Annotated in this window: 15 protein-coding genes and 1 pseudogene; 11 read left to right on the forward strand and 5 right to left on the reverse strand. The window is 73.0% G+C overall.

The genetic code is table 11. From position 1 onward, the window contains the following. Positions 1-63 precede the first annotated feature (63 nt). The 4 genes from MTF65_RS18400 (at position 64) to MTF65_RS18415 (ending at position 4,251) form a co-directional block, all read left to right on the forward strand. On the forward strand, positions 64-1,884 hold the full coding sequence (locus MTF65_RS18400; protein WP_243629827.1) for a long-chain fatty acid--CoA ligase: 1,821 nt from the start codon (positions 64-66) through the stop codon (positions 1,882-1,884). A 33-nt stretch (positions 1,885-1,917) separates the two neighbouring features. Further along, positions 1,918-2,061, forward strand: coding sequence for a hypothetical protein (locus tag MTF65_RS18405; RefSeq protein ID WP_243629828.1), 144 nt, complete (start codon positions 1,918-1,920; stop codon positions 2,059-2,061). 31 nt (positions 2,062-2,092) lie between these two features. Then, positions 2,093-3,646: an alpha/beta hydrolase gene (locus MTF65_RS18410; RefSeq protein WP_243629829.1), complete on the forward strand. Its 1,554-nt coding sequence runs from the start codon at positions 2,093-2,095 to the stop codon at positions 3,644-3,646. Positions 3,647-3,774: 128 nt separating this feature from the next. Continuing rightward, positions 3,775-4,251, forward strand: coding sequence for a hypothetical protein (locus tag MTF65_RS18415; RefSeq protein ID WP_243629830.1), 477 nt, complete (start codon positions 3,775-3,777; stop codon positions 4,249-4,251). Here the strand turns inward: MTF65_RS18415 and MTF65_RS18420 are convergent. Then, positions 4,205-4,513, reverse strand: a pseudogene (locus tag MTF65_RS18420) (helix-turn-helix domain-containing protein); the annotation flags it as partial. The gene MTF65_RS18415 and the pseudogene MTF65_RS18420 sit on opposite strands and share 47 nt — an antisense overlap. 242 nt (positions 4,514-4,755) lie before the next feature. On the opposite strand from MTF65_RS18420, the gene MTF65_RS18425 reads away from it, so the two are divergent. Beyond that, the gene (locus tag MTF65_RS18425) at positions 4,756-6,477 is read left to right on the forward strand and encodes a lytic transglycosylase domain-containing protein (protein WP_243629831.1); all 1,722 of its coding nucleotides are present in this window, start codon (positions 4,756-4,758) and stop codon (positions 6,475-6,477) included. Positions 6,478-6,688: 211 nt separating this feature from the next. Here MTF65_RS18425 and MTF65_RS18430 read toward each other — a convergent pair whose 3' ends face one another. Then, positions 6,689-6,892 (reverse strand): cold-shock protein, encoded by a 204-nt coding sequence (locus MTF65_RS18430; RefSeq protein ID WP_030162033.1) that lies wholly within the window; start codon positions 6,890-6,892, stop codon positions 6,689-6,691. A 237-nt stretch (positions 6,893-7,129) separates the two neighbouring features. On the opposite strand from MTF65_RS18430, the gene MTF65_RS18435 reads away from it, so the two are divergent. From MTF65_RS18435 to MTF65_RS18450, 4 genes are all read left to right on the forward strand, one after another. Continuing rightward, positions 7,130-7,993 carry a menaquinone biosynthetic enzyme MqnA/MqnD family protein gene (locus tag MTF65_RS18435; protein ID WP_243629832.1) on the forward strand — a complete coding sequence of 288 codons (864 nt, stop codon included), beginning with the start codon at positions 7,130-7,132 and terminating at the stop codon, positions 7,991-7,993. Positions 7,994-8,250: 257 nt separating this feature from the next. Next, positions 8,251-10,227 (forward strand): serine/threonine-protein kinase, encoded by a 1,977-nt coding sequence (locus MTF65_RS18440; protein ID WP_243629833.1) that lies wholly within the window; start codon positions 8,251-8,253, stop codon positions 10,225-10,227. Positions 10,228-10,301: 74 nt separating this feature from the next. Then, the gene (gene mqnC, locus MTF65_RS18445) at positions 10,302-11,501 is read left to right on the forward strand and encodes a cyclic dehypoxanthinyl futalosine synthase (protein WP_243629834.1); all 1,200 of its coding nucleotides are present in this window, start codon (positions 10,302-10,304) and stop codon (positions 11,499-11,501) included. A gap of 10 nt (positions 11,502-11,511) precedes the next feature. Further along, positions 11,512-12,216 carry an imidazolonepropionase-like domain-containing protein gene (locus MTF65_RS18450; RefSeq protein ID WP_243629835.1) on the forward strand — a complete coding sequence of 235 codons (705 nt, stop codon included), beginning with the start codon at positions 11,512-11,514 and terminating at the stop codon, positions 12,214-12,216. Here MTF65_RS18450 and MTF65_RS18455 read toward each other — a convergent pair. Beyond that, a complete protein-coding gene (locus MTF65_RS18455) occupies positions 12,182-12,544 on the reverse strand; it encodes a helix-turn-helix transcriptional regulator (protein WP_243629836.1) in 363 nt (120 codons plus the stop codon). The two genes, MTF65_RS18450 and MTF65_RS18455, sit on opposite strands and share 35 nt — an antisense overlap. 73 nt (positions 12,545-12,617) lie before the next feature. Continuing rightward, entirely contained in the window at positions 12,618-13,583 is a 966-nt protein-coding gene (locus MTF65_RS18460) for a DUF3152 domain-containing protein (RefSeq protein ID WP_243629837.1), read from the reverse strand. A 289-nt stretch (positions 13,584-13,872) separates the two neighbouring features. Between MTF65_RS18460 and MTF65_RS18465 the strand changes: the two genes are divergently transcribed. Together MTF65_RS18465 and MTF65_RS18470 are read left to right on the forward strand one after the other, a co-directional pair. Next, positions 13,873-14,565: a demethylmenaquinone methyltransferase gene (locus MTF65_RS18465; RefSeq protein ID WP_243629838.1), complete on the forward strand. Its 693-nt coding sequence runs from the start codon at positions 13,873-13,875 to the stop codon at positions 14,563-14,565. A gap of 6 nt (positions 14,566-14,571) precedes the next feature. Continuing rightward, positions 14,572-15,498 carry a glutaminase gene (locus MTF65_RS18470; RefSeq protein WP_243629839.1) on the forward strand — a complete coding sequence of 309 codons (927 nt, stop codon included), beginning with the start codon at positions 14,572-14,574 and terminating at the stop codon, positions 15,496-15,498. A gap of 91 nt (positions 15,499-15,589) precedes the next feature. On the opposite strand, the gene MTF65_RS18475 is transcribed toward MTF65_RS18470, so the two are convergent. Then, complete coding sequence (locus MTF65_RS18475) at positions 15,590-16,129, reverse strand: GNAT family N-acetyltransferase (protein ID WP_243629840.1); 540 nt, start codon at positions 16,127-16,129, stop codon at positions 15,590-15,592. Positions 16,130-16,133: the final 4 nt, after the last annotated feature.

Here is a 16,133-nt window from a genome sequence, read left to right on the forward strand (position 1 = left end):
GTAGCGCCCGTCGCACCCGTAGCACGGGTCGCACCAGTAGTACCCGTAAAGCCGGTTGACCCCGTGAAGACTGTCGTCGACGGGGTGGTGCGCCAGGTGGTCGTACCCGCGCTGGTGGCGCCGCCCGTGAGCGGGTCGCTCGGGGACATCCCGTTCGACAACGCCGCCGCCGCGCCGGCGGACGTCGTACTGGCGCGCAAGGAGCGGGACGGGACCTGGCGGGACGTCACCGCCGCCGAGTTCGCGGCCGAAGTGCTCGCCGTCGCCAAGGGGCTGATCGCCGAGGGGCTGCGCGAGGGCGACCGGCTCGCCATCATGGCGCGGACCACCTACGAGTGGACGCTGCTGGACTTCGCGGGGTGGGCGGCGGGGCTGGTGACCGTGCCGGTCTACCCGACCGCGTCGGCACTTCAGGTGCGATGGATCCTGCACGACTCGGGGGCCGTCGCCTGCGCCGTCGAAGACACCGCGCAGGCGCGGCTCGTCAGCTCCGAGCGGGTCAACCTGCCCGGGCTGGCGCACCTGTGGGAATTCGACACCGGGGCGGTGGCGCGGCTGATCAAGGCCGGGGAGCACATACCCAACGCGCTGGTGCACGCCCGGCGCGGCGCGCGGACGCCGGAGTCGGTGGCGACGCTCGTGTACACCTCGGGGACCACCGGCCGGCCCAAGGGGTGTGTGCTCACGCACGGCAACTTCTTCGCCGAGGTGGACAACGCCGTGGAGCTGCTCCACCCGGTGTTCAAGTCGGTGAGCACGGAGCCGGCGTCCACCCTGCTGTTCCTGCCGCTGTCGCACGTGTTCGGGCGGATGGTCGCGGTGGGGTGCCTACGGGCGCGGGTGCGGCTGGGGCACGCGCCGAGCATCCGGACCGAGGACCTGCTGGCGGACCTGGCGGGGTTCCGGCCGACGTTCCTGCTGGCCATCCCGTACGTCCTGGAGAAGGTCTACAACACCGCCCGGGCCACGGCCGAGAAGATGGGCCGGGCCGCCTCCTTCGACCGGGCCGCGCGGATCGCGCGGAGGTACGGGGAGAGCGTCGGGGGAAAGCGGCCGGGGCTCGGGCTGCGGGCGGCGCGGGCGCTGTACGACCCGCTGGTCTACCGGCGGATCCGGGCGGCGCTGGGCGGGCATGTGCGCTACGTCCTGAGCGGCGGGTCCCCGCTGGGGCGGCGGCTCGCGGCGTTCTACACGGGTGCGGGGATCGAGGTCTTCGAGGGGTACGGGCTGACGGAGACGACCGGGGCCTCGACCGTCACCCCGCCGCTGCGGCCGAGGCTGGGGACGGTGGGGTGGCCGCTGCCCGGGACGGCGGTACGGATCGCCGACGACGGCGAGGTGCTGCTGGGCGGGCGGCACGTCTTCGCGGGGTACTGGAACCTCGCCTCGCACGGCGGCGCGGGGTGGCTGGCCACCGGGGACATCGGGGAGCTCGACGCCGACGGGTACCTGACGATCACCGGCCGGAAGAAGGACCTGATCATCACCTCCGGCGGCAAGAACGTGGCCCCGGCGCCGCTGGAGGACTGGCTGCGGGCGCATCCGCTGGTCGGCCAGTGCATGGTGGTCGGCGACAACCGGCCGTACGTCGCCGCGCTGATCACGCTGGAGCCGGAGGGGCTGGCGCACTGGCGGCAGATGCGGAAGAAGCAGGGGGTGCCGGTGCGGGAGCTGGTACGGGACGAGGAGCTGCGGGCCGAAGTACAGCGCGCGGTGGACGAGGCGAACCGGCTCGTGTCGCGGGCGGAGTCGATCCGGCGGTTCGCGGTGCTGCCGGGGGAGTTCACGGAGGCGCGGGGGCACCTGACGCCGTCGATGAAGCTGAGGCGGGCGGCGATCGCCCGGGATTACGGGCGGGAGATCGAGGACCTGTATCGCCGGTGACCCGTGCGCTGCGCTGGCTGAACCGGGACACCCATGCCCTCGGACCGGGCCCGGGCTCCGGCCTCGGCCCCGGTTCCGGCCTCGGGCCCGGCGCTCGATCCCGAGCGGGTCACGGTGGAGATCGGCGAGGGCGAGGTCGAGCGGCGGTGGTGGCGGGGCGCGCTTATGGTGGGCTGACTGGGTCGGGGGGTCGCCCGAGGAGGGTGCCGTGTACCGGTCCCGCCGCTTTCGCAGGTCCGCCGTCACCGCTGCCGTCACCGCCGCCGTGATGTGCGTCGGCCCCGGGGCGTCGGCCTTCGCAGCGGGCGCGCCGACCGGGGAGCGGATCCGGTGGGGTGACTGCCCCGAGCGGCATGTGCCAGACGGGATGCGGTGCGGGACGCTCACCGTGCCCCTCGACCACGCCGACGCGGCCAAGGGCTCGGTACGGCTGGCCCTCGCGCGGATCCCCGCGACCGGCGGGAAGCCGCTCGGGTCCGTGGTCCTGAACTACGGCGGCCCCGGCGGCTCCGGGATCGCGAGCCTCGCCGCCGACCCCAAGCTCTTCGCGGAGCTCGGCAAGCGGTACGACCTCGTCACCTTCGACCCGCGCGGGGTCGGGCACAGCGAGCCCGTCTCCTGCGGGGGCTCCCTGGAGCCCGACCCCGGGGCCGGCGCGGACGCCGCCGCGCAGCTGGCCGCTCTGCGCGCGCTGGTGAAACGGTGCGAGCTGCATTCCGGGCCCGTGCTCCCGTACATCGGCACCGTCCACGTCGCCCGCGACCTGGACCTCGTACGCCAGGCGCTCGGCGACAAGAAGCTCAACTACCTCGGCTTCTCCTACGGATCCCGGCTCGGCGCCGTGTACGCCGCCCAATTCCCCCAGAACACCGGCCGGATGGTCCTCGACGGGGTGGACACCCTCACCGAACCGCTCGCCGAGCAGGCCCTCGTATCGGCGCGCGGGCAGCAGCGGGCCCTGGACAACTTCCTGACCTGGTGCGCCCACCAGGCGGGCTGCGTGTACGGGACCAACACCCGTACCGCGAAGGAGAAGGTCAACGCCCTCGTGGCGCGGCTCGACGAGGAACCGCTGATCGACGGCGGGTGGTTCGTCACGGGGCAGGACGTGGTGGCCGTGGTGGCGGCCGCCCTGTACACGCCGAGCACGTGGCCCGCGCTCGCGGAGGGGCTGCGGATGATCGAGCGGGACGGGGATCCGTCCGGGCTGACGCGGCTGGGCGAGCCGGTGGAGCCCTCCGCGGATGACGCGGACGAGGGCGGCGCGGACGGCGGCGGCGGCGACGGCGGAGGGCCGGGCCAGGTGCCCGCCGACAACGCGGCCGCCGCGCTCGCCGCCGTGAACTGCGCCGACGATCCGGACCGGGGACACGACAAGGCCAGTCCGGCCGCGATAGTGAAGGAGATCCAAGGGCTGAGGGAGGAGTTCCGCAAGGCTTCGGAGATCTTCGGCCCGGCTCAGCTGATGACCGTGCTGTCCTGCTACGGCCGCCCCGCCGGCACCGACTTCATCCGCGGGATCGACCGGCCCGCCGGGATCCCGCGGATGCTGCTCGTCGGCACCCGCGGGGATCCGGCGACCCCGTACGAGTGGACCGAGGAGACGGCGGACCGCCTCGGCGGCTCGGCGGTGGTGCTGGACCACAAGGGCGACGGGCACACCGGGTACGCGACCTCGCCCTGCGTACGGGAGTTCGTGAACCACTTCCTGGTCGACGGCGGGCTGCCGAACGGTACCCGGTCCTGCCCCGCCGGAGAATGAGCCGGCAGAGCCTTGTCCGCCGGGCCGCGGGTGCGGTAGAAACACGCGACACGTGGGGCGAGAACCAGCCACGCACGTCCTGATCACGTCCTGATATGGCGTACGCACAACCACTTTTGGGGGATTCGATGGCCGGACGTGCGGAGAAGTTCAAGCAGCGGGCGACCTTGAGCCTGGTCCTCACCGGCATAGCCGCCGGCGTCTTCTTCTTCGTCGGGAGCGCCTCCCAGAAGCCGGCCGGCTGGGGCGCCGCGTATGCCTTCGCCACCCCCGTCACCGTCCAACTGCCCAGCCGCTGCGGGGTGGAGACCTTCGTCCGGGGCGACGGCCGCGGCACCGCCGTGTGCGAGCGCACGGTCTGGACGGCCGACGGGACGGCGCACACCGGCACGCTGTACGCGTACGCCGACGAGGTCAAGCGCGACGGCGGCCAGCTCACCTTCACGGGCGAGGCCAAGGCGCTCGGCGACCGCGCCTACGGGAAGCCGGAGACCTGGGAGACCGTCCTGCACCTGGCCACCCTGGCCGTCGCTGCCCTCGGCGTCCTCGGTCTCCTGCTCAGCTGCGTGGCGGCCGCCTTCCCGGCCCGCCGCCCCCGCGCGTAACGCGCGCCACCTCCGCGCCCGGAGCCCCGCCCGGAGCCGCGCCCGGAGCCGCGCCCGGTCCGGCCCGGCCCGGCCCGTTCCCGCCCGGCGCGAACGTCCCCCGGGGAGCGGCGCCGCCCAGCCGGTAGGCCCCCGGGGTCGTGCCGGTCCAGCGGCGGAAGGCCCGGTGGAAGGCGGTGTCCTCGGAGAAGCCCGGCCGGTCGGCGAGGTCCGCGATCGGCTCGCCGCTCTCGGCCAGGCCCGCGATCGCCGCATCCCGCCGCCCATCCGGGCCCCTTGACCCCGTCCGCATGGCCGGGGCCGGGGCCGCCGCCGGGTGCCAGGTCGGCCGGTTCCGCTCGTCCCGCTGGACGTCCCACCCGCACGGGCGGGTGAAGCCGAGACGAATGGTGCGCCCTATCTGCGGGGGCGACGGTGAGTCATATCCGAATACCTGATACACAGAACATTCATGGCTCGACCGGCCGCACGCCTCGCTGGCCGCCTTGGGGGGAATTTCGCACCGTGAAGCCACTTCAACGTCACCTCGTCAACACCTCGCGCAAGGTCCTGTGCACGGCCGCGCTCGCGGCCAGCCTGACGACCGCCGCCGTGGTCACCAGCCCGACGACCGCCGACGCGGGGGAGTCCGAGCCAAGCCCGGACAGCCCCCAGGCCACCGACCGCGGTGACGCCCGGCTGGATCTGCCCGCACCGGTCGCGGACCCGCAGGTCCCGCCGACCACCGGCACCCCCGAGGGGTCCAGCGGCATACCGGGAACCGCCCTCGACGCCTACAAGCGCGCCGAGTTGTCGGTGGCCGCCGCGCTCCCCGGCTGCAAGCTGCCCTGGCAGCTGCTCGCGGGCATAGGCAGGGTCGAGTCCGTGCACGCCTCCGGCTACGGGCTCAAGATGGACGGCTACACCGAGAAGCCGATCCGCGGGCCGCAGCTGAACGGCAACGGCTTCGCCGAGATCCGCGACACCGACAAGGGCGAGTGGGACGCGGACGCCACGTACGACCGGGCGGTGGGCCCGATGCAGTTCATCCCCTCCACCTGGAGCAAGTGGGGCGCCGACGGCAACGGCGACACCAAGCGCGACCCGAACAACATCTACGACGCGGCACTCGGCGCGGGGCTCTACCTCTGCGCGGGCGACCGTGACTTGTCGGACCCGGCCGCGCTGGACCGGGCGATCCTGAGCTACAACAACTCGCGCGAGTACGTGAACACGGTGCTCGGCTACATGCGGCAGTACAAGGACGGCGTCGCGGAGGTTCCGAACCCGCCCGCGGGCAACTACCCGACTCCTCCGACGACGGGCGGCCTGCCGACCCCGCAGCCGCCGCGACGGACGACCCCGCCCCCGAAGCCGACGCCGACGCCGACGCCGCCCGCGAAGCCGACTCCGACGACGCCGACGACGCCCACCAAGCCGCCCACCACCCCGTCGACGCCGACCACGCCCACGACGCCCACCACCCCGTCGAAGCCGACGCCGGCCCCGGCGACCCTGGCCAAGGTGGAGCTCGTCGGTGAATCCGGGATCACGGCCGAGGCCGGGGCCGCCTTCAGCGCGGTGCCCCGGGTGAAGGCCGTACTCAGCGACGGCAAGCCGGCGGAGAAGCAGGTCGTCGTGTTCGCGGTCGAGGACGACACGACGGACGGCACCGGCTTCGGTACCTCCGACAGCCTGGTGGTCCGTACCGACGAGCAGGGCATCGCGGTGGCACCGGGACTGAAGGCCGGCGCCAAGGCGGGTACGTTCACGCTGCGGGCCACGGCCTACGACGCCACGAACCAGTTCACGGTGGCCTTCAAGGGCACCGTCACCGCGCAGCCGGTGGTGCTGGCCCGGACCGACGGCGGCACGCTGCCTCTGGAGGCCGTCGCCGGTACGAGCATCAAGGGCGTGGAGCTGGCCGCCACGGCCGGGGGCAAGCCGGTCGCCGGTCTGAAGACCACGGCCGGGCTGGTCGAGAAGGACGAGGCCGGGAAGTGGCAGCCGGTGAAGCCGGAGGCCGCGGGGAAGGTGCCGTACTTCAAGGGCGCCGCGGAGGGCGAGAAGCTGACCTCGGTGGCGCTCGCGCCCAGCGCGGCCGACGGAAAGATCACGGTGCCCGAGCTGTTCACGTCGGACGTGGCCCCGGGGACCTACCACCTGCGCGTGATCACTCCCGAGGGCGTCGCCCTCATCCTGGAGCTCAAGATCACGGCGAAGGCGGAAGCCACCCCGCAACCGTAGGCAGTCTCACGGCGATTCGCCCGGAACACCCCGCAGGCCCACCCCGGGCCTGCGGGGTGTTCCGGTTCCGGGGCGGCCGCCGGCCGGGGGGCCAGTTCCGTTCAACCCCCGGAGGGAAAAGGCAGGAGCCCCGCCACCCCCCGCTCGCGCGGGAGGAGGCAGGGCTCCTTGGGTACTACTAATCCAACCGCGATCCGGTTGGCCCAGGCGACTAGGCCGGGGTGACGTTCTCCGCCTGCGGGCCCTTCGGACCCTGCGTGACGTCGAAGTTCACCATCTGGTTCTCCTCGAGGGAGCGGAAGCCAGAGGCGTTGATCGCGGAGTAGTGGACGAAGACATCCGGGCCGCCGCCGTCCTGGGCGATGAAGCCGAAGCCCTTTTCAGCGTTGAACCACTTCACGGTTCCGGTAGCCATGAGCCCTCCTATGGGCCAAAGGGTCGCCCTGCTCCAGAACCTGCTAAGAAGTCTGAAAACTACAAAAGCCTGCGGGTCACATTCTCCGCAGGCCTCGTACTGCAAGGGAAACCAAACTGCAACTTGCGTCGAGCCTAGCACGCACCCTGCGGCCGAGACCAGAGGGAAAGATCACGTCACTCGGACGTTTGAGACCCGCGGGAAGGCTGACGAAGACGCGGCGGCTAGTCTCGCGATGTGGACGCCTATCGCAGCCGGCCCCGTGTCGGCCACATCCAGTTCCTGAACTGCCTGCCCCTCTACTGGGGGCTGGCCCGGACCGGCACGCTGCTGGACCTGGAACTGACCAAGGACACTCCCGAGAAGCTGAGCGAGCGACTGGTCCGGGGGGAGCTCGACATCGCCCCGATCACCCTCGTGGAGTTCCTCCGCAACGCCGACCAGCTCGTCGCGTTCCCCGATCTCGCGGTGGGCTGCGACGGCCCCGTGATGTCCTGCGTGATCGTCTCCCAGGTGCCCCTGGAGCAGCTGGACGGCGCCCGCGTGGCCCTCGGTTCGACCTCCCGGACGTCCGTCCGCCTCGCCCAGCTGCTGCTCTCCGAGCAGTACGGGGTGCGGCCCGATTACTACACCTGCCCTCCTGACCTGGGGCTGATGATGCAGGAGGCGGACGCGGCGGTGCTGATCGGCGACGCCGCGCTGCGCGCCTCGCTGCACGACGCCCCCCGGCTCGGCCTCGCCGTGCACGACCTGGGGCAGATGTGGAAGGAGTGGACGGGGCTTCCGTTCGTCTTCGCCGTCTGGGCCGCCCGCAAGGACTACCTGGCCCGCGAGCCCGCCGTCGTCAGCAAGGTGCACGAGGCGTTCCTCGCCTCCCGGGACGTCTCCTTGGAGGAGGTCGGCAAGGTCGCCGAGCAGGCGGCCCGCTGGGAGGCCTTCGACGCCGAGCTGCTGGAGCGCTACTTCACCACGCTCGACTTCCGGTTCGGGCCCGAGCAGCTGGCCGGCGTACGGGAATTCGCGCGCCGCACGGGACCGACCACGGGCTACCCCGCGGACATCGCCGTGGAGCTTCTGAAGGTCGCCGCCCCGGGCCATTGATCGCGCTTATGTCCTGGGGGTGACGCGGCCCGGTCACCCCCAGGCGCGCATGCGGAATCGGTGAATATTCCGTTTACCGTGAATTCGTTCCCTTTTCGCAATCCCATGGTGGGAAGCGGAATGCAGATGGGGCCTGCGGGGCGGGTGGGGAGAGCTGCCCCGCATTCGCGGTAACCGGGCGTTTTCCCTCCCGTGCCCCCCTAAGGTGCTGCTTGGCCAAAGCCACAACGGACGGACTCACGGGGGAGGGGGACGCGATGCAGCCGCTCGAAGCCGGCGAACCGCGGACCATCGGCGCGTACCGGCTGCTCGGCCGGCTCGGAGCGGGCGGCATGGGCCGCGTCTACCTCGGCCGCAGCGCCGGCGGCCGGACGGTCGCGGTCAAGATCGTGCACCCGCATTTCGCCTCCGACGAGGAGTTCCGGGCCCGGTTCCGCCGCGAGGTCGAGGCCGCCCGGCGGGTGGGCGGGGAGTGGACCGCGCCGGTACTGGACGCGGACCCGGAGGCTCCGGTGCCGTGGGTGGCCACCGGGTACGTGGCGGGGCCCTCCCTGGACCGCGCGGTGGCCGCCCACGGTCCGCTGCCGGAGGCCTCGGTACGGGCCGTCGGCGCCGGGCTGGCCCGCGCCCTGGTGGCGGTGCACCGGCTGGGCCTCGTCCACCGGGACGTGAAGCCGTCGAACGTGATGCTGACCCTCGACGGGCCCCGGCTCATCGACTTCGGGATCGCCCGCGCCACGGACGGCACCGCCTCGCTGACCTCCACCGGGGTCTCCGTCGGCTCGCCCGGCTACATGTCGCCCGAGCAGATCCTGGGCAAGGGCGTCACCGGCGCCGCCGACGTGTTCTCGCTCGGCGCGGTCCTGGCCTTCGCCGCGAGCGGGCGGCCGCCCTTCACCGGGGACAACTCGGCGACCCTCCTCTACAAGGTGGTCCACGAGCCGCCCGAGCTCGGCGGGATCCCGTCCGGGGAACTGCGGGAGCTGATCGCCGCCTGCCTGGCCAAGGCGGCCGCCGACCGGCCGGCCCCGCAGGCCGTGGCGGAGGCCCTCGGCGGCGCGCTCGGCGCCCCCGGCTGGCTGCCCGCGCCCCTGGTCGAGGAGGCCAGCCGGGCCGCCGTGGCACTGCTGGACCTGGACGCCGATTCCTCCGAGGGCGGTACGGAGATCGGCTCGGCGGCGTACGAAGCCGGACCCGGCTCCGGCTCCGGCTCCGGGCCTGGTTCCGGCTCGGGCTCCGGCTCGGGGCCCCGCTCCGGCCCCGGCCCGAGGCCCGGCTCCAACTTCGGCCCCGGCTCCAACTTCGGCCCCGGCTCCGGCTCGGGCTCGGGCTCGGGCTCCGGGCCCGGCTCCGGCTTCGGCCCGGGGCCCGGCTCCGGGGCCGGCGTCGAATTTCCCTCGGGGCCCGTGCCGTTCACGGCTCCGTCGTACGGGGGCGCGGCGGGCGGATTCGGGCCCGCCGACGCGCCGACCTCCGGGCCGGGAGGGTCGGGAGGGCCCTACGGGCCGCCGCCTGCGGATGCCTCCGGCGCGCAGGCCTGGACGGCGGGTCCGTACGGTCGGCCGGCTGCCGGTCCCTATGGCTCGCCCACCGAGACGGCGGGCGGCGGGGTACCGGGCCCGCGGACCGCGCCCGACGGGCGGCAGGTGAGCGTGACCGCCGCCGGGCGCCGGTTCAGCTGCACCCTCGTGCTCGCCGCGGCCGCCGTCCTGGCCGCGCTGTCCGGCGGGCTGTACGGGATGGGGCTGCTGCCCGGCCAGAGCGGCAAGGAGCGGGACCTGGCCGACGGCGGTCCGAAGCCCTCCGCCTCGGCTCCGGCTCCGGGCGCGACCCCGTCCGCCGCCACCCCGAGCGGCAGCGCCAAGGGCACCCGGAACGACGTGCCCAAGGAACTCACCGGCACCTGGAAGGGAACGGTAACCACCGCCCGGATGGGCGTCGCCAGCGAGTTCGAGATCACCATCAAGGCGGGCAAGGTGGGCGAGACCGTCGCACGCGACAAGTCGGTCCTCCCCATCCTCGGCACGGACTGCAGCGGCGACTGGAAGCTCGCCTCCGCCACCGACCGCTCCCTCGTGCTGGACACCTCCGGCGGCCCCAACCCGGCGCCGGGCATCTGCTCCAACGGCTCCGCCGACGAGCGCTTCACCCTCAAAGAGAACGGGACCCTGCACTACAAATCGGGTGACGCTCCGGCAGGAAACCCCGAGGGCGACCTGACCCGTATCCCGTGATCGCCGCCGAAGGCCGCTGGCGTAGGCTGGATCGGTCCGTACCTCTTGACACACCGCCGAAAGGTGACGCACCGGTGACCGACCAGGCCGTTCTCCAGTCTGTCCTCGACCGCGCCGCCGCGGGGGGCCGGATCACCAAGGAAGAGGCGCTCGACCTCTACCGGCACGCCCCGCTGCACGCGCTCGGCCAGGCCGCCGACGCGGTGCGCCGCCGCCGCTACGCCGGTACCGAGCACATCGCGACGTACATCATCGAGCGCAACATCAACTACACGAACGTGTGCGTGACGGCGTGCAAGTTCTGCGCCTTCTACGCGGCCCCGAAGGACACCAAGAAGGGCTGGTCCCGCGACCTCGACGACATCCTGCGCCGCTGCGCGGAGACCGTCGAGCTCGGCGGCACGCAGATCATGTTCCAGGGCGGGCACCACCCGGACTACGGCGTCGAGTACTACGAGCACCACTTCGCCGCCATCAAGCAGGCGTTCCCGCAGCTGGTCATCCACTCCCTCGGCGCGTCCGAGGTCGAGCACATGGCCCGGATCTCGGGCGTCTCGGCGGAGGAGGCCATCCAGCGCATCCACGCCGCCGGCCTCGACTCCTTCGCGGGCGCCGGCGCCGAACTGCTGCCGGCCCGGCCGCGCAAGGCGATCGCCCCGCTCAAGGAGTCCGGCGAGCGCTGGCTGGAGATCATGGAGATCGCCCACAAGCTGGGCGTGGAGTCCACCTCCACCATGCTGATGGGCACCGGCGAGACCAACGCCGAGCGCATCGAGCACATCGCGATGATCCGGGACACGCAGGACCGCAGCGGCGGCTTCCGCGCCTTCATCCCCTACACGTACCAGCCCGAGAACAACCACCTCAAGGGCCGGACCCAGGCGACGGTGTTCGAGTACCTGCGCATGATCGCCATCGCGCGGCTCTTCCTCGACAACATCGCCCACATCCAGGGCTCCTGGCTGACCGTCGGCAAGGAGGCGGGCCAGCTCTCGCTGCACTACGGCGCGGACGACCTCGGCTCGATCATGCTGGAGGAGAACGTGGTCTCCTCGGCCGGCGCCAAGCACCGCTCGAACCGCCAGGAGATCATCGACCTGATCCGCAAGGCGGGCCGTACCCCGGCGCAGCGCGCGACGACGTACGAGCACCTCCTCGTGCACGACGACCCGGCGAACGACCCGGTCGACGACCGCGTGGTCTCGCACATCTCCTCAACCGCGATCGCAGGCGGTACGGCGCACCCCGAGCTGAAGCTCATCTCCACGAACTGACGCTCGATCGATGCTGACGCTGCACACCGCCGAACTCCTCGTCCCCGGACCGGGACCCGGACCCAAACCCGGACCCGGACCCGGACCCGGACCGGGTTCCGCGCCGCTGCCCGGCGGCGCGGTGCTCGTCGAGGGCGACCGGATCAGCCGGGTGGGCCCGTACGAGGAGCTCGCGGCGGCCTGCCCGCACGCGCGGGTCCGCCGCTGGCCCGGGGTGCTGACGCCGGGGCTGTGGGTGCGCGACGGGGACGTGCTGCTGGAGCGGACGTACTACCCGGACGACCCCTACGAGGTCACCGAGCTGGGCGCGGACCCGATCAGCGAGGACGCGGCGCTGGCCGACCTCAAGCTGACCGAGGTCCGCTGGGGCCACAGCGCCCGGCGCGGGACGCAGAAGCTGCTGGCCCGCGGGGTGGTGGCGGTGGCGGGCCGGTTCGCGATCCCGGCGGTGCGGACGGCTGTGGCCCGTTCGGGGCTGACGATCCTTCCTCCCGCCCAGGCCGGTGCCGGGGCGCGGGAGCCCTCCGCCCCCTCCCTGGACCCTCTCGCCGGGCGGGAGTCGGTGGAGGAGGCCTTCCACGGGGTCCTGGAGCCGGGCGCACCGGCCCGCTTCGCGGCGTTCGCCGTCGCGGACCTGGCGGAGCTGGCGGCGCGGGGCACGGCCACCTGCGTGGCCACCGTCATCGGCGGACGTCTGCTGCACCGCCGCCGCTGAGCGGTTCCGGGGGCCGTACGTCGGTCACGTCCGTCACCTCGGTCACCTCGGTCACGTCGTTCGCGCCCTCTCGGGCGAGGGCGGCGAGCAGGCAGGCCTGCAGGCGGCTGATACCGCCCAGTTTGGCCCGTATGTTGCCCACGTGGAACTTCACCGTGCTGACGGACAGCAGGAGTTCGGCGGCGAGTTCCGCGTTCGAGGCGCCGGTGGCCAGGCAGCGGAACACGGCCGACTCCTGCTCCGTGAGCTGCGCTTCCTCCCGGAGCGGCGGCCCGGCCGGGTCCGGCGAGGGGAACCAGGCGGGCACGGTGAAGCTGACGACGCGCACGGTGTTCACTCCTCACCCCCCGGCCGGCCCCGGGCGATCAACTCGGCGGCTGATCCTGGGCATCGGCTCCTGCCTAAGGGACGTGCGGGCCCGCCAGATAAGTTCCGCTCCGGTCGAAAGGCCAGGCGTTCGCCGTGCAGCCGAGCAGCCCCTTGATCTGCTGCATCATCGCCGGGGCGGGCTTGCCCGGGCCCGGACAGGTCTCGTGTTCGTGGCCGAGCTCGTGTCCCACCTCGTGGTTGACGATCAGCGCCCGGTACTCCTCCACCGGGCCCTTGAACTGCGGTGATCCCTCCTGCCAGCGCTTGAGGTTGACGACGACGTCGTGGCCGGCGCGGCAGTTGGTCTCACCGACGAGCTCGGGGGTGACCACCTCGCACAGCCGGTCGGTGGTCGTGGGGGTGGCGATCTTCACCGTGAAGTCCACCGGCTGCCCGGGCCCGGCCAGCTGGAAGCCGTACGCCGGGTCCCTGATCCAGCCCCGCTCGTCCCCGAGGATCGCCTCCACCGCCTTGGCGGCGGCGTTCGGATCGACCCCGCTGCCCTCCTCGACCTCGACCCGCCAGCGGCGTACGGGGCCCTTGCCCTGCGGCTGCCCGGACGCCGAGGACGCGCCGAAGGTCCCCGGGCCCGCCGCGGGAACGGACGCCGAGGACGCCGGCGACGGGTTGCCGGACGGACTGGCGGCGGGCGGCGAGGCGGAATCCGGGGCGGCGTGCGAGGAGGACGAGGGCGCGGCCGAGGCCTTCCGCTTGCCGCCCTGGGCGGCCGGGGCCCCGCCCCCGCCCGTGCCGCCGCTCGCCGGGGACTTCCGCGGGTCCGCACCCGGGCCCCCGGCCCCGCGGCCGTCCGCGACCGTCGAGATCCCGTCCTCCGGGGCCAGGGCGTACGCGGTCCCCGTGAGCGCGATCAGCACCGCCGAGCTGATGACCGTACGGCGGAGCCGCTTGCGCCGCTCTGCCGCCCGGCGCCGGGCGCGCGGGCTGAGGGGCGTGCGGGAGCGGGTGCGTGAGCGACCGGTGGAATGGCCTGCCGGCATGGTGTGAAGCCCTTTGTTCAGGGAGGCCACCGTATGTGACCCGGGGCGGAGGCGCCCGTACCGGTGCGGATGATCACCACCCGCCACCCTGCCACCCGGCCGTCCGCAGGCCAGTCAACGGGGCGCGCGTCGTCCCGCGTAACTGTCCTTCGGGCCAGTTCCGGGCGCGGGGGACCGGGCGGGGGCCAGCTGGGGGCCGGGCGGGGGCCGGGTGGGGGGCCGGGCCTGAGAGGATGGCTCCGTATCCGCCGATCCGCATCGCACACCGACACCGAGGGGCGAACCGCCAGTGACAAGGGCCTCCCTGGACAAGCAGCCGCACGAAGTCGCCTCCATGTTCGACGGTGTGGCGGCGAATTACGACCTCACCAACGACGTCCTCTCCCTCGGCCAGGCCCGGCTGTGGCGCAAGGAGGTCGCCAAGGCGGTCGGCGCGCGCCCCGCGCAGAAGGTGCTCGACCTGGCCGCCGGGACCGCGACCTCCTCGCTGCCCTTCGCCGCGACCGGCGCGTACGTCGTCCCCTGCGACTTCTCCCTCGGCATGCTCCGCGAGGGCAAGAAGCGCAACCCCTGGCTCCCGCTGACCGCGGGCGACGCGACGAAGCTGCCGTTCAAGGACGACGTCTTCGACACCGTGACGATCTCCTTCGGGCTGCGCAACGTCCAGGACACCGACGCCGCCCTGCGCGAGCTGTACCGGGTGACCAAGCCCGGCGGGCAGGTCGTGATCTGCGAGTTCTCGCAGCCCACCTGGGCGCCGTTCCGCACGGTGTACATGGAGTACCTGATGCGCGCGCTGCCGCCGGTGGCCCGGGCGGTGTCCTCCAACCCCGACGCGTACGTGTACCTCGCCGAGTCCATCCGCGAGTGGCCCGACCAGCCGGCACTGGCCGCGCTGCTGCAGAAGGCCGGCTGGTCGAAGGTGGCGTGGCGCGACCTGAGCGGCGGCATCGTGGCGCTGCACCGCGGCACCAAGAAGTAACCACCGGTGGACGCCGCGACTTTCGACTACGGGGCGGTGCTGCGCCGGATCGAGGCCGACATTGCCCCGCTGGTGGGCAGCGGCACGCCCGCCGAGTACATCCCGGCGCTCGCGACCGTGGACCCGGGGAAGTTCGGGATGGCGGTCGCCGACCTCGACGGCAACGTCTTCGGGGTCGGGGACTGGCAGGTTCCGTTCTCCACCCAGTCCATCACCAAGGTGTTCGCGCTGGCCCTGGCGCTGGCCGAGGGCGGCGACAGCCTGTGGGAGCGGGTGGGCCGGGAGCCCTCCGGCAACCCGTTCAACTCGCTCGTGCAGCTGGAGTACGAGAACGGCATCCCGCGCAACCCGTTCATCAACGCGGGCGCGCTCGTCGTCACAGACCGGCTCCAGACCCTGACGGGTGACGCGAGCAGCGAACTGCTGCGGTTCCTGCGGGAGGAGAGCGGGAACCCGGACGTCGGCTTCGACGCCGAGGTGGCCGCCTCCGAACACGAGCACGGGGACCGCAACGCGGCCGTGGCCCACTTCATGGCCTCGTACGGGAACATCGACAACCCGGTGCCGACGCTGCTGGACCACTACTTCTGGCAGTGCTCCATCGAGATGAGCTGCGCCGACCTGGCCCGCGCCGGGCGTTTCCTGGCCCGGCACGGGCTGCGCACGGACGGCTCGCGGCTGTTGACGCGGAGCGAGGCGAAGCAGGTCAACGCGGTGATGCTGACCTGTGGGACGTACGACGCGGCGGGGGAGTTCGCGTACCGCGTCGGACTGCCCGGCAAGAGCGGCGTGGGCGGCGGCATCGTCGCGGTCGTCCCGGGCCGGTGCGTCCTGTCGGTATGGAGCCCCGGCCTGGACCCCCAGGGCAACTCCGTTGCGGGTGTGGCCGCCCTGGACCGCTTCACGACCCTGACGGGCCTGTCCGTCTTCTGACGCTGCCGTGCGGCGCCGTTGCCGGGGGCTCCGCCCCCGGAAACGGAGAAAGGGCGGGGCGGGGAGCAGCTCCGCGCAGCGGCCGCCCCCCTCAGCCTTGGTCGAGCGCCAGCTCATACCGGCGGCCGTAACGGCTGCCCCCCGGCAGAAGGAACCGCTCGGCAAGGGTCATGCCCAACCGCTCGGCCACGGCTATCGAGCGGACGTTCTCGTCGTTGATCATCGCCACCACCCGCGGCACACCCGCCTCCCGCACCCGCCCCAGCGTGGCCAACGCAGCCGCATACGCATACCCCCGCCCCCACGCGGAACGCCCCAGCCGCCACCCGATCTCGATCTCCCCGACCGGCCCCCACTCCTTCTCCCGGGGCCACGGCTGCGCGCCGGTGAAGCCGATCACCGCGCCGTCCCCGTCCAGCAGGGTCCACAGGCAGTAGCCGAGCTGCGCGTCGTGCATGCGCTGGCGCGCCGTGAACTCCTCGTACGCGGACAGCTCGGCCGGGCCGCCCAGGAACTCCATGACGTCCGGGTCGGCGAAGACGCGGTGCCAGGCGTGTGCGTCCTCGTCGGTGGGCACGCGGAGCTGTACGGCGGGGAGCGGCCGGGTCGGCGAGCTAGGCGAGGGGGTCATCGGG

The sequence above is a fragment of the Streptomyces sp. APSN-46.1 genome (assembly GCF_022815725.1).
Classification (GTDB): Bacteria; Actinomycetota; Actinomycetes; order Streptomycetales; family Streptomycetaceae; genus Streptomyces.

Excerpts from the sequence above, each read along its gene's own strand:
- MTF65_RS18405 (WP_243629828.1), top strand. The coding sequence starts at position 1,918 with ATGCCCTCGGACCGGGCCCGGGCTCCGGCCTCGGCCCCGGTTCCGGCC.
- MTF65_RS18415 (WP_243629830.1), top strand. The coding sequence starts at position 3,775 with ATGGCCGGACGTGCGGAGAAGTTCAAGCAGCGGGCGACCTTGAGCCTG.
- MTF65_RS18430 (WP_030162033.1), bottom strand. The coding sequence starts at position 6,892 with ATGGCTACCGGAACCGTGAAGTGGTTCAACGCTGAAAAGGGCTTCGGC.
- MTF65_RS18440 (WP_243629833.1), top strand. The coding sequence starts at position 8,251 with ATGCAGCCGCTCGAAGCCGGCGAACCGCGGACCATCGGCGCGTACCGG.
- MTF65_RS18450 (WP_243629835.1), top strand. The coding sequence starts at position 11,512 with ATGCTGACGCTGCACACCGCCGAACTCCTCGTCCCCGGACCGGGACCC.
- MTF65_RS18460 (WP_243629837.1), bottom strand. The coding sequence starts at position 13,583 with ATGCCGGCAGGCCATTCCACCGGTCGCTCACGCACCCGCTCCCGCACG.
- MTF65_RS18475 (WP_243629840.1), bottom strand. The coding sequence starts at position 16,129 with ATGACCCCCTCGCCTAGCTCGCCGACCCGGCCGCTCCCCGCCGTACAG.